The following is a 17,786-nucleotide window of genomic DNA, read 5'->3' on the forward strand; positions in this document are numbered from 1 at the left end:
CGTAACTAGGAGGATGACCGTGGCCGACGAGCTCACCCCGGAGACCCCGGAGACTGAGTCTGAAGAGCCGATCAAGCAGCGCAAGAACGGCCTGTACCCGGGCGTTTCCGATGAGCTGGCCGAGAGCATGAAGTCCGGCTGGGCCGACACGGAGCTGCGCGACCTGGAGCCGATCGCCCAGGCCGCCGAGACCGCGGCCCGCCGCGCCGCGCTGTCCGCGCGCTTCCCGGGCGAGCGTCTGGTGATCCCCGCGGGCAACCTCAAGACCCGCTCCAACGACACCGACTACCCTTTCCGGGCGTCCGTCGAGTACGCGTACCTCACCGGCAACCAGACCGAGGACGGCGTCCTCGTGCTGGAGCCGAACGCCGAGGGCCACGACGCGACGATCTACCTCCTGCCCCGCTCCGACCGCGAGAACGGCGAGTTCTGGCTGTCGGGCCAGGGCGAGCTGTGGGTCGGTCGCCGCCACTCCCTCACCGAGGCGGCGAAGCTGTACGGCATCCCCGCCTCCGACGTGCGCGAGCTGGCCGACAAGCTGCGCGAGGCGACCGGCCCGGTGCGGGTCGTGCGCGGTTACGACGCCGGGATCGAGGCGGCCCTGACCGACAAGGTCACCGCCGAGCGGGACGAGGAGCTGCGGGTCTTCCTCTCCGAGGCGCGGCTGATCAAGGACGAGTTCGAGGTCGGCGAGCTGCAGAAGGCGGTCGACTCGACCGTCCGCGGCTTCGAGGACGTGGTGAAGGTCCTCGACAAGGCGGAGGCCACCTCCGAGCGCTACATCGAGGGCACGTTCTTCCTCCGCGCGCGCGTCGAGGGCAACGACGTCGGCTACGGCACCATCGCCGCGGCCGGCCCGCACGCCTGCACTCTGCACTGGGTCCGCAACGACGGCCCGGTCCGCTCCGGCGACCTGCTCCTGCTGGACGCGGGCGTCGAGACGCACACGTACTACACCGCCGACGTGACGCGCACACTGCCGATCAGCGGACGGTTCAGCGAGATCCAGAAGAAGATCTACGACGCTGTGTACGAGGCCCAGGAGGCCGGCATCGCGGCGGTCAAGCCGGGTGGCAAGTACCGGGACTTCCACGATGCCGCGCAGCGGGTGCTGGCCGAGAAGATCGTCGAGTGGGGCCTGGTCGAGGGACCGGTCGAGCGCGTCCTGGAGCTCGGGCTCCAGCGCCGCTGGACCCTGCACGGCACGGGCCACATGCTCGGCATGGACGTCCACGACTGCGCCGCCGCGCGGACCGAGACGTACGTCGACGCGACGCTGGAGCCGGGCATGGTGCTCACGGTCGAGCCCGGCCTGTACTTCCAGGCCGACGACCTGGCGGTCCCCGAGGAGTACCGCGGGATCGGCGTCCGTATCGAGGACGACATCCTGGTGACGGAGTCCGGGAACCGGAACCTCAGCGACGGGCTGCCCCGGCGGTCCGACGAGGTCGAGGCCTGGATGGCGGAGCTCAAGCACTAATACGAGACTGATGGCCGGGTACCTGTGGGGTGCCCGGCCATTCACGTGCCTAGGGGGAGGGTTTTCGTGAACGACTTCTGGTCCGGAGTCGGCGTCGATCTGCATCTTGAGCCCGATGCCGGTGACGGACGGCGGGTGGGGCTCGAACGGGCGCTGCGGGACGCCGTGCGGGACGGGCGGCTGGCCCCCGGGACCCGGCTTCCGGCCACCCGGCGGCTGGCGACCGAGCTCGGTGTTTCACGTGGAACAGCGAAAGCCGCCTACGACCAGCTCGTCGCCGAGGGATATCTGACCGCGCGGCAGGGATCGGGCACACAGGTCGCCTCCTTGCCGTCCGCCTCCTCCGACGCTCCGGAGGCGACGGCACGCGCGCGTACCCCTCGTTTCGACCTGCGGCCGGGGAGCCCGGACGTCGGGGCCTTCCCCGCCGCGGCCTGGCTGCGGGCGCTGCGGCGGGCCATCGCCACCGCGCCCCTCCTGGCGTACGACTACGGGGATCCGCGCGGGCGCATCGAGCTGCGGACGGCGCTCTCGGGGTACCTGGGGCGCGCGCGGGGTGTGATCGCGCCGCCCGAGCGGATCGTGATCACCTCCGGGTACGTCCAGGGGCTCGCGCTCCTCACGCGCGTGCTGGAGGGCGGCACGGTCGGGATGGAGGACCCGGGGCTACCGTTCCACCGTGAGGTCGTACGGCGCAACGGGGGCAGCGTGGTGCCGGTGCGCGTCGACGAACGAGGGGCGTGCGCCGAGGAGTTGGGGGACTGCCGGGCCGTCGTCGTCACCCCCGCCCACCAGTACCCGACCGGCGTGACACTGCGCCCGGAGCGGCGGCGCGCACTGACCGACTGGGCACGCGCGCGTGACGGACTGATCGTCGAGGACGACTACGACGGGGAGTTCCGCTACGACCGCCAGCCGGTGGGCGCGTTGCAGGGCATGGCGCCGGGGCAGGTCGTCTACCTCGGTACGGCGTCCAAGACGCTCGGGCCCGCCCTCCGCCTCGGCTGGATGGTGCTGCCGCCGCAGCTGGTCGACGCGGTCGCCGACGCCAAGCTGCACAGCGACCACCACACCGAGTCCATCGGCCAGCTGGCGCTCGCCGAACTCATCGACAGCCACGCCTACGACCGCCACGTGCGCGCGTGCCGGCTCAGATACCGGCGCCGACGCGACCAGCTCCTCGACCGCCTCGGCAACCGGCACACGGTCCACGGCATCGCGGCCGGACTGCACGCGCTCGTGGACGTCGCCGACGAGGCGGAGGTACTGGAGCGGGCCGAGGCGGAGGGGCTCGCGCTGGGGCGGCTCGGCGACCACTGGCACGGGTCGGGCGAGGGGCGGCCGCAGGGGCTGGTCGTGGGGTACGGGACGCCTCGGGAGCGGGTGTATCCGGAGGCGTTGGAGGTGCTCGGGAAGGTGCTCGACAGGAGCTGATTGGGCCAATAACAGGCGCGAGTATTGGATCTGTAGAGGGGTCCATTACGGCTCTAGTGTCGTACGTATGACACCTCGCCTCGTCCCGCCCGCCGGACCTCAACGCGTCCTGGCGCTCGCCCAGTTGACGAACTCCGTCGGTGACGGCGCCTACTACGTGACCTCGGCGCTCTACTTCACCCGTGTCGTCGGGCTCGCGCCCTCCCGCGTGGGCCTCGGGCTGACCCTCGCCTGGGCGATCGGTTCGCTCGCCGGGGTGCCGCTCGGGCGGCTCGCCGACCGGCGCGGGCCGCGCGGCACGGCCGTGCTGCTGGCGCTGGGAACCGGGGCGGCGGTCGGATCGTTCCTGGTGGTGCGGGGGTTCGTGCCGTTCGTCCTCGCGGCCTGTGCGTACGCGACGGCGCAGTCGGGGCTGGCGGCGGCCCGGCAGGCGCTGCTCGCGGGGCTGGTGACCGCCGGGGAGCGGACGGGACTGCTCGCGCATCTGCAGGCGACGCTGAACGCCGGGCTGGCGGTGGGGGCCGGGCTCGGCGGGCTGGCGTTGCAGGCGGGGACGCGGGGCGCGTATCTCGGGATGTTCGCGCTGGACGCGGTGAGTTTCCTGGTGTGCGCGGGAGTGCTGCTGCGGCTGCCGGCGGTTGCGCCGGTTGCCGTCCGGGAGCCGGGCCTGTCCGTGCGGAAGGAGCGGCTCGGTGTGCTGCGGGACCGGCCGTATGCCGTGCTCGCGCTTCTCAACACCGTTCTGCTGCTGCGGATGCCGTTGCTCAGCCTGGGGCTGCCGCTGTGGGTCGCCGAGCGGACCGCGGCGCCGACCTGGGTGGTCTCCGCGCTGTTCGTGCTCAACACCGGGGCCGTGATGCTGTTCCAGGTCCGCACGGCACGCGGCGTCACCGGGCTCGCGTCGGCCACACGCGCGGTGCGGCGGTCGGGGTGGGTGATGTTCGGGGCATGCGCGGTGTTCGCGCTGTCGGCCGGGGTGTCGCCGTGGGTGGCGGTGGGGGCTCTGGTGGTCGGGGCCGTGCTTCAGGTCGTCGCCGAGATGGGGCAGTCGGCGGGTTCCTGGCAGCTGTCCTTCGACCTGGCGCCGGCGGACCGGGTGGGCGAGTACCAGGGCTTCTTCGGGACCGGCGTGACGGTGGCCCGGACCCTCGGCCCGCTGGTGCTGACCTCGCTGCTGGTGGGGTGGGGGACACCGGGGTGGCTGCTGCTGGGCGGGGCGACCGTGGTGGCGTCGTACGCGATGGGGCCGGCGACCCGACGGGCCGCCGGCCAGGTGGAGGAGGAAGAGGCCAGGCAGCCTGTGCTCGCGCGCTGACCCGCGCCAAGGGCTCCTGCACGCCGCCGGTCCTCGTCAACAGACCCGCGCCACCGACTGCCTCACACCGCCCGTCCACATCAACAGACCCGCGCCACCGGCTGCCTCACACCGCCCCCGTCATCGCGGCAACCGGCAGCGAGTCCAGGAACAACGCCCCCGCCAGCAAGCCCGCACTCCCCCGCGGGCTCCAGCCGCGCTCGTGCAGGTCGGCGTCGAGGGCCGTCAGGGCGTCGCGGCCCGCCCGCGTCGCCGTACCGCCCGATTCCAGGACGCCGCGTGCGCCCGCCTGGACATGGCGCAGGCCCAACGGGCCCGCGGTGTACAGGAGTTCCGTGTCCTGGAGCGTGGACATCACCGTGAGCAGGGCGTCCAGCCGGGCCTCGGCCTCCGTCGCGCCGGCCGAGCGTGCCGTGGTGAGGGCGTCCAACGCCCGCCGTACGTGCGGGAATCCGGCGCGGGCCTCGCCGCGGGCACCGGCGGCGCCGTACTTCGCGGAGATCGTCGAACCGCGTGAGGGGCGGCGCGGGGCGCCCTTGTCGTTGAAGGCAGCGAGCTTCTTGGCCGCGGCGGCCACGTCCCGGGCGCCGGCCCGGGGAAGCAGCGCCGCCGCCGCGACGAGGAAGCCGAGCGCCCACAGGGCGCCCTTGTGGCCGCCGCCGGCCAGGCCCACCGAGTGCTCGGTGGACCGTCCGATCGCGCCCAGTTCCGCGCGCAGCTGCGGGGTGGGCTCGCCGGTGCGGCGGGCTGCGGCAGCCATCGCCGCGAGGCCGGGCGCGAGCGCCTTGGCCGACCAGCGCAGGGAACAGTGGTCCCGGCGGCCGGCGAGTACACCGAGGTCACGCGGGTCGGGCAGGCCCGGCTTGGGGGCCAGGTCCAGCTGCCCGGTCAGCGCGGCCACCGCGGCCTGCGCAAGCGTCTCGTCCTCGCGGCTGCTCACTACCGGCACCTCAGGGCGAACGTGGTTTCCCGTCACGATCGGGAACGTAGGGACGGCGGCCGTCAGGGATGTGGGGCTCGACTGAGAACGCGCTGTGAATGCCGAGGAAGCTGAACTCCGTCCGGATCCTTGCGCTCGGCGGATGTCACACCGCGATCAGCGGCGCGTAGTCATACCGCGATGAGCGGCGCATCCTCGCGCCACTTGAGGATCTTGTCGAAGCTGACCACCGTGCCCCCGCGGCCGGGCTTGCTGCCGATGTGGACGTGGTCCGCGAGCTCCCGGATGAGACACAGGCCTCTGCCGTGCTCGGCGTCCGCGCGGGCCGGACGGGCGGTGGGGGTGCCGCCGGAGAAGCCCGGGCCGGAGTCGGTGACCTCGATACGGCACTTCTCGCCGTCCAGATAAGCCGTGACCCGGTACGCCTCCGAGGACCGGCCGCGCGCGGCGTCGCCGCCGTGCTCGACGGCGTTCGCGCAGGCCTCGCTCAGGGCGACCGAGAGATCGTACGAGACGTCGGGGTCGACGCCCGCCGTCTCCATCGTGCCGAGCAGCAGCCGCCGGGCGAGCGGCACGCTCGCAGCTTCCCGCCGCAAGTGGAGTGACCACCAGATGCTCATGCTCCAGCCTCCCGGCCGCGGCTCGACATACCGTTTGTTATTGCCGCGAGTACCCGGGTGTAAGCACGGAGTTGACGTGATGCCGCCCATATGGGCGATGCATCCAAAACAGAATCGGTGTATGTGTGGGCGGCTCACACCAGAGGATGACGTTCCGGTTCGTACCTCACCTTGTGGACCTGCCGTATGGCGTCGATAAGCGCAGTGCGATGATGAGCCCGCCATGACTGCCCCCCACCAGCGCAGGGCGCGCTCCGGACCGGACGTCCGGATTCTGCGGGCCGCGGTGTTCGCCGCGGTCTGCGTCGTGCTGGCCGCGGCCGGTCACACGCTGGCCTCCTGCGCCACCGTCCCGCTGTGGACACTGGGCGCGGGATTCCTGGGGGTCTTCCTGGTCGCGGCGCCGCTCACCGGATGCGAGCGCTCGCTGCCCGGCATCGTGACGCTGCTCGCCACCGGACAGACCGTGCTGCACACGCTGTTCGGGCTCGGGCAGCACCGGGCCGCGTCCGGCAGCATGTCCATGGCCTCGATGGCGTCCATGTCCGACGCCACGCTGGTCGAGCGGGCCGCACGCCTGGTGTGCGGGACCACCGCGGCGGCCATCACCCCGGCGCACGCCCGCCGGATCCTCGCCGACGCCCGGCTGAGCCCGGACACGGCCATGGACATGGGCTCCATGAACCACTCGGCGGACGCCCTGTCCGGCACCGCCTCCCCGGTCGCGCTGCTGCCCTCCCTGCCGATGCTGCTCGGCCACGTCCTCGCGGCGATCGCCGCCGGCTGGCTGCTGCGCCGCGGCGACCTGGCCCTGCTGCGGCTCATCCAGCTGTCCGGGCAGTCCGCGGACTCCCTGGCGGAAGGGGCGGTCGTACGGTCCCTGCGCGCGGCCCTCGCCCTGGTGCGCGCCCTGCGTGCCGGGCTCCCGGGCGCGCCCGAGGCCGGTCCGTGTGCGCCGCGCACCGCGCTGCTCGCGCCGCCGAAGCCCCGTACCACGGCACTCCAGCACTCCGTGATCAGGCGCGGCCCGCCGGCCGCCGGGTTCGACCTCGCCGCCTGACGCGACACGACCAGCACTCCGTTCCAGCGAGGGGCCGGGCGCCGTCGCGCGGCCACACGCGCGTGCGCGCGTCCCTCACCGGAACTCACTCGAAGTGGAGTGCTCCCTGCCATGAAGGCTTCTCGTCTCGCCGCCTCCGGCGCCCTCGCCGGCACCGCCGTACTCGCCCTGTCCGCCCCGGCGTTCGCACACGTCAGCGTGCAGCCCGAGGGCACCGCCGCCAAGGGCGGTTACGCGGTCGTCGACTTCAAGGTCCCCAACGAGCGCGACGACGCCTCGACCACCAAGGTCGAGGTCACCTTCCCCACCGACCACCCGCTGGCCTCCGCCATGCCGGAGCCGATGAACGGCTGGAAGATCCAGGTCACCAAGGCCAAGCTGGCCAAGCCGCTGGAGATGCACGGCGAGAAGATCACCGAGGCCGTCTCCAAGATCACCTGGACCGCCGAGGGCAAGGGCGTCGAGCCCGGCTACTTCCAGAAGTTCCCGGTCTCCGTGGGCGCGCTGCCCGAGGACGCCGACGAACTCGTCTTCAAGGCCGTGCAGACGTACTCGAACAAGGAGGTCGTGCGCTGGATCGAGGTCCAGCAGGACGGCCAGGAGGAGCCCGAGAACCCGGCTCCCGTGCTCACGCTGTCCGCCGCCTCGGAGGAGGGCCACCACGGCTCGGCCACCGCCGAGGACGCCTCCGACGAGTCCGAGTCCGCCGAGAACACCGCGGCCGACACCGGCGCCTCCGCCGACAGCAGCGACACCACCGCGCGCGTACTGGGCGTCGTGGGCATCGTCGTCGGCGCGCTGGGCGTGGCGTACGGCGTACTGGCCGGCCGTCGGCGTACCAACGCCTGAGGTCTTCGATCCGCCCTGTGCACCGGGGGTCGAACCGGGGCCGTATCGACGTCGGTACGCCCCCGGTGCACACCGGGGCTCACAACATCTGGGACATTTTTCTATGCGCAAGAAGACGTTCGCCGCGGCCGCGCTGATCGCCGCCGCCACCCTCACCCTCTCCGCCTGCGGCGGCGGTGGCGGTGACGACTCGCCCGTCGCCGTGGTCTCCGAGGACGGCTCGCAGAAGGCCGCGACCCTCCTCGACCAGCCCTTCGAGAAGCCGGACCTGGTGCTGACCGACACCCAGGGCAAGAAGTACGACTTCCGCAAGGAGACGGCCGGCAAGCCGACGCTGATCTACTTCGGCTACACCCACTGCCCCGACATCTGCCCGCTGACGATGAACAACCTCGCCGTCGCCAAGAAGCAGCTGTCCAAGGCCGACCAGGACAAGCTGCGGATCGTGTTCGTGACGACCGACCCGGCCCGCGACACCCCGTCCGAGCTCGGCAAGTGGCTCAAGGGCATCGACCCCCAGATCGTCGGCCTGACCGGCGACTTCGCCACCATCCAGGCGGGCGCCCGCACCCTCGGCATCTCCATCGAGCCGACCCACAAGGACAAGAAGACCGGCAAGACCGTCTCCGTGCACGGCACCCAGGTCATCGCGTTCTCGCCGAAGACCAACGGCGGTTACGTCCTCTACGGCGAGGACGCCACCGTCGACGACTACACCAAGGACCTCCCCAAGATCATCAAGGGGGAGAACCCGTGAGGCAGCTCGTCGTGCCCGCGGCACTGATAGCGGGCGCGCTGGCCCTGACCGGCTGCGGAGGCTCCGGCTCCGGCGGCTCCAAGGCCGAACTGTCGGTCAGCGCCTCCTACATGCCCCAGCCGGTCACCGGCGACATGGCCGCGGGCTACTTCACCATCGCCAACAAGGGCGGCGCGAAGGACGAGCTGACCTCGGTCACCAGCGACGCGGCGGCCACCGTCACCATGCACGAGACCGTCGGGCAGTCCATGGAGGAGGTCACGTCCCTCGATGTGCCCGCACACGGTCAACTCGTGTTCAAGAGCGGCGGCAATCACCTGATGTTCGAGAAGCTGAAGCGCAAGCCGAGGCAGGGCGAGAAGGTGACCGTCGAACTGCACTTCGCCAAGTCCGATCCGATCACGGTCGAGATGCCGGTGAAGTCGGCCACGTACAACCCTGCGACCGGCCACTGAGGGAGGCACGACCGTGACACCGACCATCACCCCCCGCCGTATGCGCATCCTGGTGCTGCTGTTCCTGGCCGTCGTGGGCGCGCTGCTCGCCGGCGCCGGACCGGCCTCCGCGCACGCGGCGCTCACCGGCAGCGACCCCGCTTCGGGGGTGGTGGTCGACAAGGCGCCCACCCAGGTCTCGCTGACCTTCTCCGAGAAGGTCGCCACCTCCGGCGACTCCGTGCGCGTCCTCGACCCCAAGGGCAAGCGGGTCGACACCGGCAAGGCGACCGACGTCAGCGGCACCACGTACGCCGTGCCCCTGCACAGCGGTCTGCCCGACGGCACCTACACGGTGGCCTGGCAGGTCGTCTCGGCCGACAGCCACCCCGTCGCGGGCGCCTTCACCTTCTCCATCGGCGCCCCCTCCCAGACCACCGTCTCGGTCTCCGGCGACACGGCCGGCGGCGGGGTCGTCGGCTGGCTCTACGGCTTCGGGCGGTACGTGTCGTACGCCGGCTTCATCGTCCTGGTGGGCGGCGCCGCCTTCGTGCTCGCCTGCTGGCAACGCGGTTCGGGGGTACGGCCGCTGCAGCGGCTCGTGGTCTCCGGCTGGCTCGCGCTGACCTCGGCGACCCTTCTGCTGCTGCTCCTGCGCGGCTCCTACACCAGCTCCGGCAAGGTCGGCGACATCTTCGACCTGAGCCTGCTGGGGCAGGTGCTGCAGACCAAGACCGGCGCGGCCCTGGTCTCCCGGCTGCTGCTGCTCGCCGCGGCGGCGCTGTTCATCGCCGTGCTGTTCGGCGCGTACGACAAGCGGGAGGACGAGGAGAAGCGGGACCTCACCTTCGGGCTCGCGATCGGCGGGTTCGTGGTGTCGGCGGGGCTCGCGGCGAGCTGGGCGATGGCCGAGCACGCCTCGACCGGGCTCCAGCCGGGGATCGCGATGCCGGTCGACGTCGTCCATCTGCTGGCCGTCGCGGCCTGGCTGGGCGGACTGTGCGCGCTGCTCGTCGCGTTGTACCGCGCGGAGACCCCGATCGAGACCGCGGCGGTACGACGCTTCTCGGCCGTCGCCTTCGGCAGCGTGTGCGCGCTGATCGCGACGGGCGTCTACCAGTCCTGGCGCCAGCTGGGCTCCTGGTCGGCGTTCACGGACACGGCGTACGGCCAGCTGCTGCTCGTCAAGATCGGGCTGGTGACGCTGCTCGTGGGCATCGCGTGGATCTCCCGACGGTGGACCGGGCGGCTGGCGGACGGGGTTGTGGGGGCGCCGCGCGGGGCGGCCGGAGAGGGCGCGGAGACGGGGGAGGGCGTCGGGGAAGGCGTAACGGGTCGCGTAGAGGAAGGCGTCAGGGGCGGCGTTGAGGAAGGTGCCGAGGAAGGTGTCGACGAGAGTGTCGAGGAGGGTGTCGGCGCGGGCGAGAAGCAGCATGCGGGCGCGCGGGCGGGTGCCGGGGCGTCCACGGCGTCGGGCGGCTCGTCCAGGGCGTCCGCCGATTCGGCCAGTACGTCCGCCGACTCGGCCAGTACGTCGGGTGACTCGGCCAGTGCGTCCGCCGGCTCCGCGACCACCGGGGGCGCGACCACCGGGGGCGCGACCACCGGGGGCGCGAAGACCGTGAGCTCCGCGACCACCGGGGGCAGGAAGACGGTGACCTCCACGATCACCGGGGGCGTAAATGCCGTGAGCTCCACGACGGCCACCGGCTCGGAAACCGCGAGCGCGACGGCCGGCAGCGGCACGACGGCCACCGCCAACTCGACCACCACCCACAGCTCGACCGCAACCACCACCGACTCGACCGCCACCCACAGCTCGACCGCAACCACCGCCAACTCGACCCCCGCCGACAGCTCGACCGCCGCCGACAGCTCGACGACCAGCGGCTCCACCGCCGGCGGTGACGCCAAGCGCTCCGGCGAGTCCGAGGCCGCCGAAGCGTCCGAGGTCACCGGCGCTTCCAGGACCCCCGGCGCCTCCAAGCCCCCCGCCGACCGCAAACGTGCCGCCCAGCTCGCCCGGCAGCGGGCCGCCGTCGACACCGCGCGGCAGAAGCGGCAGCGGGATGCCGACCCCGACCGGTTCGGGCTGCGCCGCTCCGTGCTCGCCGAGGCCGCTGTGGCCGTCGTGCTGCTCGCCGTGACCACCGTGCTGACGCAGACCGAGCCGGGCCGTACCGAGGAAGACGCCAACGCGGCCAAGGCAGCCGCGTCCTCCTCTTCCTCCGCGTCGGACTCCTCGTCCGGCGCGGTGACCCTGACCATGCCCTTCGACACCGGCGGCACGGACGGCAAGGGCGTCGTCTCGGTCGACCTCGACCCCGCGCGCGTGGGCGGCAACGAGATGCACGTCTACGTCACCCGGCCCAACGGGCGGGCCTTCGACATCCCCGAGGTGAAGGTCGCCTTCACCCTGGAGGCCAAGAAGATCGGTCCGCTGCCCGTCGCGCCGGACCATGTCGCCACCGGTCACTGGGCGGCGAGCGGAATCCAGATCCCGATGGCCGGCGACTGGAAGGTCGCCGTGACCGTGCGGACCTCCGACATCGACCAGGTGACCGTCTCCAAGAACGCGCAGATCGGCTGAATCGCACCATGGCTGACCAGTCCATCCCCGAAGCCTGCACGTCCGGGGCGGCACCGGCCCCGGAGGAGACCCTCCCAGGGAACGGCACCCGCGGGGAAACCCCCGTCCAGGACGGCTCCGGCATCTCCCGCCGCACCCTCCTCGGCACAGCCGGCGCCACCGGCCTCGTGCTCGGCACCGCCGGTGGTGCCGTGGGCTACGCCGCCGCGCCCTCCGAGGCCACTCCGCTCTCCTCCGTCGGCGCGGACATGGCAATGTTTCACGGGAAACATCAGCCCGGGATCACCGAGGGCCTCCAGGCCAAGGGCCACCTCGTCGCCTTCGACCTGGCGGCCGGCGCGGGCCGCAAGGAGGCGGCCGCGCTGCTGCGCCGCTGGTCGGCGACGGCCGAGCGGCTGATGGCGGGCGAGGCCCTCACCAGCGACGACACGGATGTGGCCCGTGACGCCGGGCCGTCCTCGCTGACGATCACCTTCGGCTTCGGGCACAGCTTCTTCGCCCGCACCGGCCTGGAGAAGCAGCGCCCGGTCTCCCTCGACCCGCTGCCCGACTTCTCCTCCGACCATCTCGACAAGGCGCGCAGCAACGGCGACCTGTGGGTGCAGATCGGCGCCAACGACGGTCTGGTCGCCTTCCACGCCCTGCGCGCGATCCAGAAGGACGCGGGCGCGGCGGCCCGCATCCGCTGGCAGATGAACGGCTTCAACCGCACGCCGGGTGCCACGGCCCACCCCATGACGGCCCGCAACCTCATGGGCCAGCTGGACGGCACCCGCAATCCGAAGCCGACGGACTCGGACTTCGACAAGCGGATCTTCGTGCCGTCCTCCGGCTCCAACGACCCGTCGTGGATGGCGAACGGCTCCTACGCCGTCGTACGCCGTATCCGCATGCTCCTCGACGACTGGGAGAAGCTCTCGCTCGCCGCCCAGGAGAACGTCATCGGACGCCGCAAGTCCAACGGGGCCCCGCTGTCCGGCGGTTCCGAGACGACCGCGATGGACCTCGACAAGACCGACGCCAAGGGCGAGTACGTCGTCCCGGTCAACGCCCACTCCCGCATCACGCGCCCCGACCAGAACGGCGGTGCGGCGATGCTGCGGCGCCCGTTCTCGTACCACGACGGCTTCGACGCGAACGGAGTTCCGGACGCGGGTCTGCTGTTCGTGTGCTGGCAGGCCGATCCGCTGCGCGGCTTCGTCCCGGTCCAGCGCAAGCTCGACCGCGGCGACGCCCTGTCGAAGTACATCCGGCACGAGGCCAGCGGCCTGTTCGCGGTGCCGGGCGGTGCGGCGAAGGGCGAGTACGTGGGGCAGCGGCTGCTGGAAGGGTGAGCCGTGCCCCCGTGAGGCCATTAGGGTGAGGGCATGCCAGCGAGCTATGCCTACCTCGGTCCCGAGGGCACTTTCACCGAAGTCGCGCTGCGGACGCTGCCCGAGGCGGCCACCCGGGAGCTGATCCCGTACGTGTCCGTGCAGTCCGCGCTGGACGCGGTCCGTGCCGGTGAGGCCGAGGCCGCGTTCGTGCCGATCGAGAACTCCGTCGAGGGCGGCATCACCACCACCCTCGACGAGCTGGTCGCGGGCGCGCCGCTGATGATCTACCGCGAGGTGCTGCTGTCGATCACCTTCGCGCTGCTGGTCCGGCCGGGCACGAAGCTGTCCGACATCAAGACGGTCTCGGCGCACCCGGCCGCCCAGCCGCAGGTGCGCAACTGGCTCAGGAACAACCTCCCGGACGCCCACTGGGAGTCGGCCGCCTCGAACGCGGACGCCGCCCGGCTGGTCCAGGAGGGCCAGTACGACGCCGCGTTCGCCGGTGAGTTCGCGGCCGCCCGGTACGGCCTGGAGGCCCTGGAGACCGGGATCCACGACGCGGAGAACGCGCAGACCCGCTTCGTGCTGGTGGGCCGGCCCGCCCGGCCCGCGGCGCCGACCGGCGCGGACAAGACGTCCGTCGTGCTGTGGCAGCGCGACGACCACCCGGGTGGTCTGCGCGACCTGCTCGGCGAGTTCGCCACCCGCGGCATCAACCTGATGCTGCTCCAGTCCCGCCCGACCGGCGCCGGCATCGGCAACTACTGCTTCTGCATCGACGCCGAGGGCCACATCTCCGACCGCCGGGTGGCCGAGGCGCTGATGGGGCTCAAGCGGATCTGCCTGGAGGTGCGGTTCCTGGGCTCGTACCCGCGGGCCGACGTGGGCGTGGAGGACGTGAGCGCGCCGCGCCTCGGGACCTCGGACGAGGAGTTCGTCTCCGCGTCGGACTGGGTGGCCCGCTGCCAGGACGGGCGCTTCTAGACGGCCGCTTCTGGACGGCCCCTTCGAGCACCGGTCTTACCTGCAGATTTTCGTTATCCACAGAAGTTATCCACAGGCGCGCTTCTCGACCTGGGGACAAGTCGACACCGAGACGCGACCCTGTCGACAAATCGGCCCTGGAGGCCCTCCGCCGTCCACCGGCGCGCACATCACCCTTCGTCCACTCTTTTCCTTTAGTCAATCCTTTGGAGCGACCCCTTTCCACTCGAAAGTAGTGGTAAGGCATGGTTTGAACCGGGAATCCCGGGCGTGACGCACCGGTTTCGGAGTGATCAATTCCGAAATCCACAGATGCTCCGCACACCCTGTGGATAACTCCTCGGCGGGTGTGGACCGCTGTGGACAACGGAACCCCAAGTCCCGCTCCGCACAAGGGAATCGGGTCAACACGGCGCCCGCCGCCTGCCCCGTACCAGGGAGTGGGACGCTTTTTATTGACACGCTCGGCAATTCCCTCATAGCGGAACGTAAGCGACAATTCGGCACGGTTGTGAATGCTGAGTCGTGAGGCGTATGCCCGCACCGGTAGCCTTGACCGCGTGATTGACCTTCGCCTGCTCCGTGAGGACCCCGACCGTGTGCGCGCGTCCCAGCGCGCCCGTGGAGAGGACGTCGCGCTCGTCGACGCTCTCCTGTCTGCCGACGAGCGGCGCAGGTCCTCCGGCGTCCGCTTCGACGAGCTGCGCAACGAGCAGAAGTCGCTCGGCAAGCTCATCCCCAAGGCCTCCGGCGACGAGAAGGCCGAGCTGCTGAAGAAGGCGAGCCAGCTGGCCGCCGACGTCAAGGCGGCCGACGCCGAGCAGACGGAGGCCGACGAGGAGACCAAGCGCCTCGCCCTCCAGCTCGGCAACCTCGTCCACCCGGACGTGCCCGTCGGCGGCGAGGAGGACTTCGTCGTCCTGGAGACGCACGGCACCATCCGCGACTTCGGCGCCGAGGGCTTCGAGCCCAAGGACCACCTGGAGCTCGGCGAGGCGCTGGGCGCCATCGACGTCGAGCGAGGCGCCAAGGTGTCCGGCTCGCGCTTCTACTACCTCACCGGCGTCGGCGCCCTGCTGGAGCTGGCCCTGGTCAACGCGGCGATCGCGCAGGCCACGGAGGCCGGCTTCATCCCGATGCTGACCCCGGCCCTGGTCCGCCCGCGCGCCATGGAGGGCACCGGCTTCCTCGGCCAGGCCGCGGAGAACGTGTACCACCTGGAGAAGGACGACTACTACCTGGTCGGCACCTCCGAGGTCCCCCTCGCCGCGTACCACATGGACGAGATCCTCGACGCCGACAAGCTGCCGTTGCGCTACGCCGGCTTCTCGCCGTGCTTCCGCCGCGAGGCCGGCACCTACGGCAAGGACACGCGGGGCATCTTCCGCGTGCACCAGTTCGACAAGGTCGAGATGTTCTCGTACGTCGCCCCCGAGGACGCGGAGAACGAGCACAAGCGGCTCCTGGACTGGGAGAAGCAGTGGCTGACCGGCCTTGAGCTGCCCTTCCAGGTCATCGACGTGGCCTCCGGCGACCTGGGCGCCTCCGCCTCCCGCAAGTACGACTGCGAGGCGTGGATCCCCACCCAGGGCAAGTACCGCGAGCTGACCTCGGCGTCCAACTGCGACAGCTTCCAGGCCCGCCGCCTCTCCGTCCGCCTGCGCGACGGCAAGAAGGTCCAGCCGCTGGCGACGCTGAACGGCACGCTGTGCGCCGTACCGCGCACGATCGTGGCGATCCTGGAGAACCACCAGCAGGCCGACGGCTCGGTCGTCGTCCCCAAGGTGCTGCGCCCGTACCTGGGCGGCCGTGAGGTCCTGGAGCCGGTCGCCAAGTGACGTTCCCCTACCGGCTGGTCGCGACCGACCTCGACGGGACGCTGCTGCGCTCCGACGAGTCGGTCTCGCCCCGCACCCGTGAGGCGCTCACCGCGGCGACGGCCGCGGGCGCCGCGCACATCGTCGTCACCGGCCGCGCGGTCCCGTGGACCCGGCACATCCTCGACGACCTCGGCTACGAGGGCCTCGCGGTCTGCGGGCAGGGCGCGCAGGTGTACGACGCCGGCGCGCACCGCCTGCTGACGTCGGTCACCCTGGACCGGCAGCTGGCGGGCGTGGCGCTGGCCAAGATCGAGGCTGAGGTCGGCCCGCTGCACCTGGCGGCGAGCCGGGCCGGGCTGGAGGGCGAGGTGCTGGTGGGGCCGGGTTACGCCCTGACCGGCGAGCTTCCCGCGACGCCGCTCATGGACGCGTCGGAGCTGTGGGCCGCGCCGCTGAACAAGATCTACATACAGCATCCCGAGCTGACGGACGACGAGCTGGCGGAGGCCTCACGGCAGGCGGCGGGCGGTTTCGTGACCGTCGCGATGGCGGGCCCGGGGATCGTCGAGCTCCTGCCTCTCGGTCTGTCGAAGGCGACGGGACTGTCCCTGGCGGCCCGTCGGCTGGGCATCAAGGCAGCGGAGACGATCGCTTTCGGCGACATGCCGAACGACGTGCCGATGTTCGGGTGGGCGTCGTACGGCGTGGCGATGGCCAATGCCCACGAGGAGCTCAAGGCGGTGGCGGACGAGGTGACGGCCTCCAACGAGGAGGAGGGGATCGCGGTCGTGCTGGAACGGTTGCTGGGCTAGTTCTTCGGTCTCTTGCGGAGGATGCACGGATCGAACGTGCGCGGGCTTTTCAGGCCCGACCACGGCTTAGCAAGCCGGTGCCTTACCACTCGGCCAATCCTCCGGGTGGGCGGCCCACGCGAGAGCGACATCGCGTGCTCGAAGCGGCCGCCCCGGGCAGCTACATGGCGATCCGCCGCAGGCTGCCCTGTCGGGAGCGGGACGTACTGTCGTGCATGGACATCGTCCGGCTCCTCTCCCAGAACGTGGCGCCGGACTCACCGCCCGGCGGGATGGACACAACCATCGTCCCTGTACGGCGAATTGGGCGCCACTGATTAAAAGGTCGGCCGGGGCTCTCCTACCGCCGCTCGCCTACCGCCTGCGCCACTTCCGCCGGCGCGCCTTGCTGAAGAACCACCCCGCCGGCGGCTCGTCGGAGCGCCACGGCTGCGGCTCGGGTTCCTCGGCGCGCCAGCGGGCGGCGAGCATGCGGGCGCGGGCTGAGGGCTCGGCCGTCTCGGCGGACCGTATGAAGTCCTCGTCCAGGACGAGGTCGTCCCAGTTGTCTGCCATCCCCGTTCCTCTCAGCCCACCATTTCCCTTATGCCCAGTGTGCCCGGACAGAGGTGAAGTCCCTGTCAATAAAGGCGGCGTCCGGGACGGCGCCTACTCCTCGCCGGCCAGCGTCAGCGACCGCAGCTTCTGCCCGGCGTACCAGGTGGCGAGGACGGTGACCACGATCAGCAGGACCGTCGCCGTGGGAAGGCTGACGTCCGAGGTCACCAGGTCGCCGCCGGCCACCTTGTGGGCGACGGCCAGCGACCACTGCTGGACGCTGAGCGTGCGGGCCCCGGAGACCAGGGAGCCGAACAGGGCCTCCCAGACCAGCGCGTAGACGAGCCCGAAGACCACGGCGTGCCGTGACACCGTGCCCAGCAGCAGGAAGAGCGCCGCGTAGGCGATCGACGAGACGAGGGCCGCGACCGTGTAGGCGACGGCGATCTGCTGGCCGTTGCCGTTCAGGATGAACCCGGCGACGAGCGTCGGCAGCGCCGAGAACACCATCGTCACCGCGATCGCCACGATCAGCTTGGTGAAGATGATCGTGGGCCGCTTCAGCGGCTTGGACAGCAGGTACACCACCGAGCCGTCGTCGATCTCCGGTCCGATCGCGCCGGTACCCGCGATGACGCCGATGATCGGCACCATCGTGGCGAGCGCGAGCCCGCCCAGCAGGTCGGAGGCGGTCTGGTCGTCGGCGCCGGCCAGGCCGCGGACGACGACCGAGATCGCGATCAGCAGCAGCGGCAGGGCGCCCAGGATGAGGGCCCGGCGCCGGCCGAGCAGGGCCCGGTAGGTGAGTCGGGCGACTGTGGGGTCGTACATCTTCGGC

16 protein-coding genes and 1 tRNA gene are annotated in these 17,786 nt (G+C 71.5%); 12 read left to right on the forward strand and 5 right to left on the reverse strand.

Annotation, left to right across the window (positions count from 1 at the left end; genetic code table 11):
* Nucleotides 1–13 precede the first annotated feature (13 nt).
* From MQP27_RS26480 to MQP27_RS26490, 3 genes are all read left to right on the forward strand, one after another.
* Nucleotides 14–1,480, forward strand: a complete 1,467-nt coding sequence (locus MQP27_RS26480; protein WP_242768215.1) for an aminopeptidase P family protein — start codon at nucleotides 14–16, stop codon at nucleotides 1,478–1,480.
* Between the two features lie 66 nt (nucleotides 1,481–1,546).
* A complete protein-coding gene (gene pdxR / locus MQP27_RS26485; protein ID WP_242768216.1) occupies nucleotides 1,547–2,914 on the forward strand; it encodes a MocR-like pyridoxine biosynthesis transcription factor PdxR in 1,368 nt (455 codons plus the stop codon).
* Nucleotides 2,915–2,981: 67 nt separating this feature from the next.
* Entirely contained in the window at nucleotides 2,982–4,229 is a 1,248-nt protein-coding gene (locus MQP27_RS26490; RefSeq protein WP_242768218.1) for an MFS transporter, read from the forward strand.
* A gap of 106 nt (nucleotides 4,230–4,335) precedes the next feature.
* Here MQP27_RS26490 and MQP27_RS26495 read toward each other — a convergent pair whose 3' ends face one another.
* Nucleotides 4,336–5,169 carry a triphosphoribosyl-dephospho-CoA synthase gene (locus MQP27_RS26495; RefSeq protein ID WP_242768226.1) on the reverse strand — a complete coding sequence of 278 codons (834 nt, stop codon included), beginning with the start codon at nucleotides 5,167–5,169 and terminating at the stop codon, nucleotides 4,336–4,338.
* A 170-nt stretch (nucleotides 5,170–5,339) separates the two neighbouring features.
* Complete coding sequence (locus MQP27_RS26500; RefSeq protein ID WP_242768233.1) at nucleotides 5,340–5,789, reverse strand: ATP-binding protein; 450 nt, start codon at nucleotides 5,787–5,789, stop codon at nucleotides 5,340–5,342.
* Nucleotides 5,790–6,012: 223 nt separating this feature from the next.
* On the opposite strand from MQP27_RS26500, the gene MQP27_RS26505 reads away from it, so the two are divergent.
* From MQP27_RS26505 to MQP27_RS26545, 9 genes are all read left to right on the forward strand, one after another.
* The gene (locus tag MQP27_RS26505; protein WP_242768235.1) at nucleotides 6,013–6,849 is read left to right on the forward strand and encodes a hypothetical protein; all 837 of its coding nucleotides are present in this window, start codon (nucleotides 6,013–6,015) and stop codon (nucleotides 6,847–6,849) included.
* A gap of 111 nt (nucleotides 6,850–6,960) precedes the next feature.
* The gene (locus tag MQP27_RS26510; RefSeq protein ID WP_242768237.1) at nucleotides 6,961–7,698 is read left to right on the forward strand and encodes a YcnI family copper-binding membrane protein; all 738 of its coding nucleotides are present in this window, start codon (nucleotides 6,961–6,963) and stop codon (nucleotides 7,696–7,698) included.
* Between the two features lie 103 nt (nucleotides 7,699–7,801).
* On the forward strand, nucleotides 7,802–8,455 hold the full coding sequence (locus tag MQP27_RS26515) for an SCO family protein (RefSeq protein ID WP_242768239.1): 654 nt from the start codon (nucleotides 7,802–7,804) through the stop codon (nucleotides 8,453–8,455).
* Entirely contained in the window at nucleotides 8,452–8,910 is a 459-nt protein-coding gene (locus MQP27_RS26520) for a copper chaperone PCu(A)C (protein ID WP_242768241.1), read from the forward strand. Before MQP27_RS26515 ends, MQP27_RS26520 begins: the two co-directional genes overlap by 4 nt.
* Nucleotides 8,911–8,923: 13 nt before the next feature.
* The gene (locus MQP27_RS26525; RefSeq protein ID WP_242768243.1) at nucleotides 8,924–11,479 is read left to right on the forward strand and encodes a copper resistance CopC/CopD family protein; all 2,556 of its coding nucleotides are present in this window, start codon (nucleotides 8,924–8,926) and stop codon (nucleotides 11,477–11,479) included.
* A gap of 8 nt (nucleotides 11,480–11,487) precedes the next feature.
* Entirely contained in the window at nucleotides 11,488–12,813 is a 1,326-nt protein-coding gene (gene efeB, locus MQP27_RS26530) for an iron uptake transporter deferrochelatase/peroxidase subunit (protein WP_242768245.1), read from the forward strand.
* A 33-nt stretch (nucleotides 12,814–12,846) separates the two neighbouring features.
* The gene (pheA, locus tag MQP27_RS26535; protein WP_242768247.1) at nucleotides 12,847–13,779 is read left to right on the forward strand and encodes a prephenate dehydratase; all 933 of its coding nucleotides are present in this window, start codon (nucleotides 12,847–12,849) and stop codon (nucleotides 13,777–13,779) included.
* A 560-nt stretch (nucleotides 13,780–14,339) separates the two neighbouring features.
* Entirely contained in the window at nucleotides 14,340–15,617 is a 1,278-nt protein-coding gene (serS, locus tag MQP27_RS26540) for a serine--tRNA ligase (RefSeq protein WP_242768255.1), read from the forward strand.
* Nucleotides 15,614–16,411, forward strand: coding sequence for an HAD family hydrolase (locus MQP27_RS26545; RefSeq protein WP_242768257.1), 798 nt, complete (start codon nucleotides 15,614–15,616; stop codon nucleotides 16,409–16,411). Before serS ends, MQP27_RS26545 begins: the two co-directional genes overlap by 4 nt.
* 15 nt (nucleotides 16,412–16,426) lie before the next feature.
* On the opposite strand, the gene MQP27_RS26550 is transcribed toward MQP27_RS26545, so the two are convergent.
* The 3 genes from MQP27_RS26550 to MQP27_RS26560 all read right to left on the reverse strand — a co-directional run bounded on the left by MQP27_RS26550 (nucleotide 16,427) and on the right by MQP27_RS26560 (nucleotide 17,779).
* A tRNA-Ser gene (locus MQP27_RS26550) sits at nucleotides 16,427–16,514 on the reverse strand.
* 251 nt (nucleotides 16,515–16,765) lie between these two features.
* Nucleotides 16,766–16,966, reverse strand: coding sequence for an SGM_3592 family protein (locus MQP27_RS26555; protein WP_242768259.1), 201 nt, complete (start codon nucleotides 16,964–16,966; stop codon nucleotides 16,766–16,768).
* Between the two features lie 93 nt (nucleotides 16,967–17,059).
* A complete protein-coding gene (locus MQP27_RS26560) occupies nucleotides 17,060–17,779 on the reverse strand; it encodes an ABC transporter permease subunit (RefSeq protein WP_242768261.1) in 720 nt (239 codons plus the stop codon).
* Nucleotides 17,780–17,786 lie beyond the last annotated feature (7 nt).

The sequence above is a fragment of the Streptomyces cylindrosporus genome, assembly GCF_022698165.1.
In the GTDB taxonomy this organism is placed as follows: Bacteria; Actinomycetota; Actinomycetes; order Streptomycetales; family Streptomycetaceae; genus Streptomyces; species Streptomyces cylindrosporus.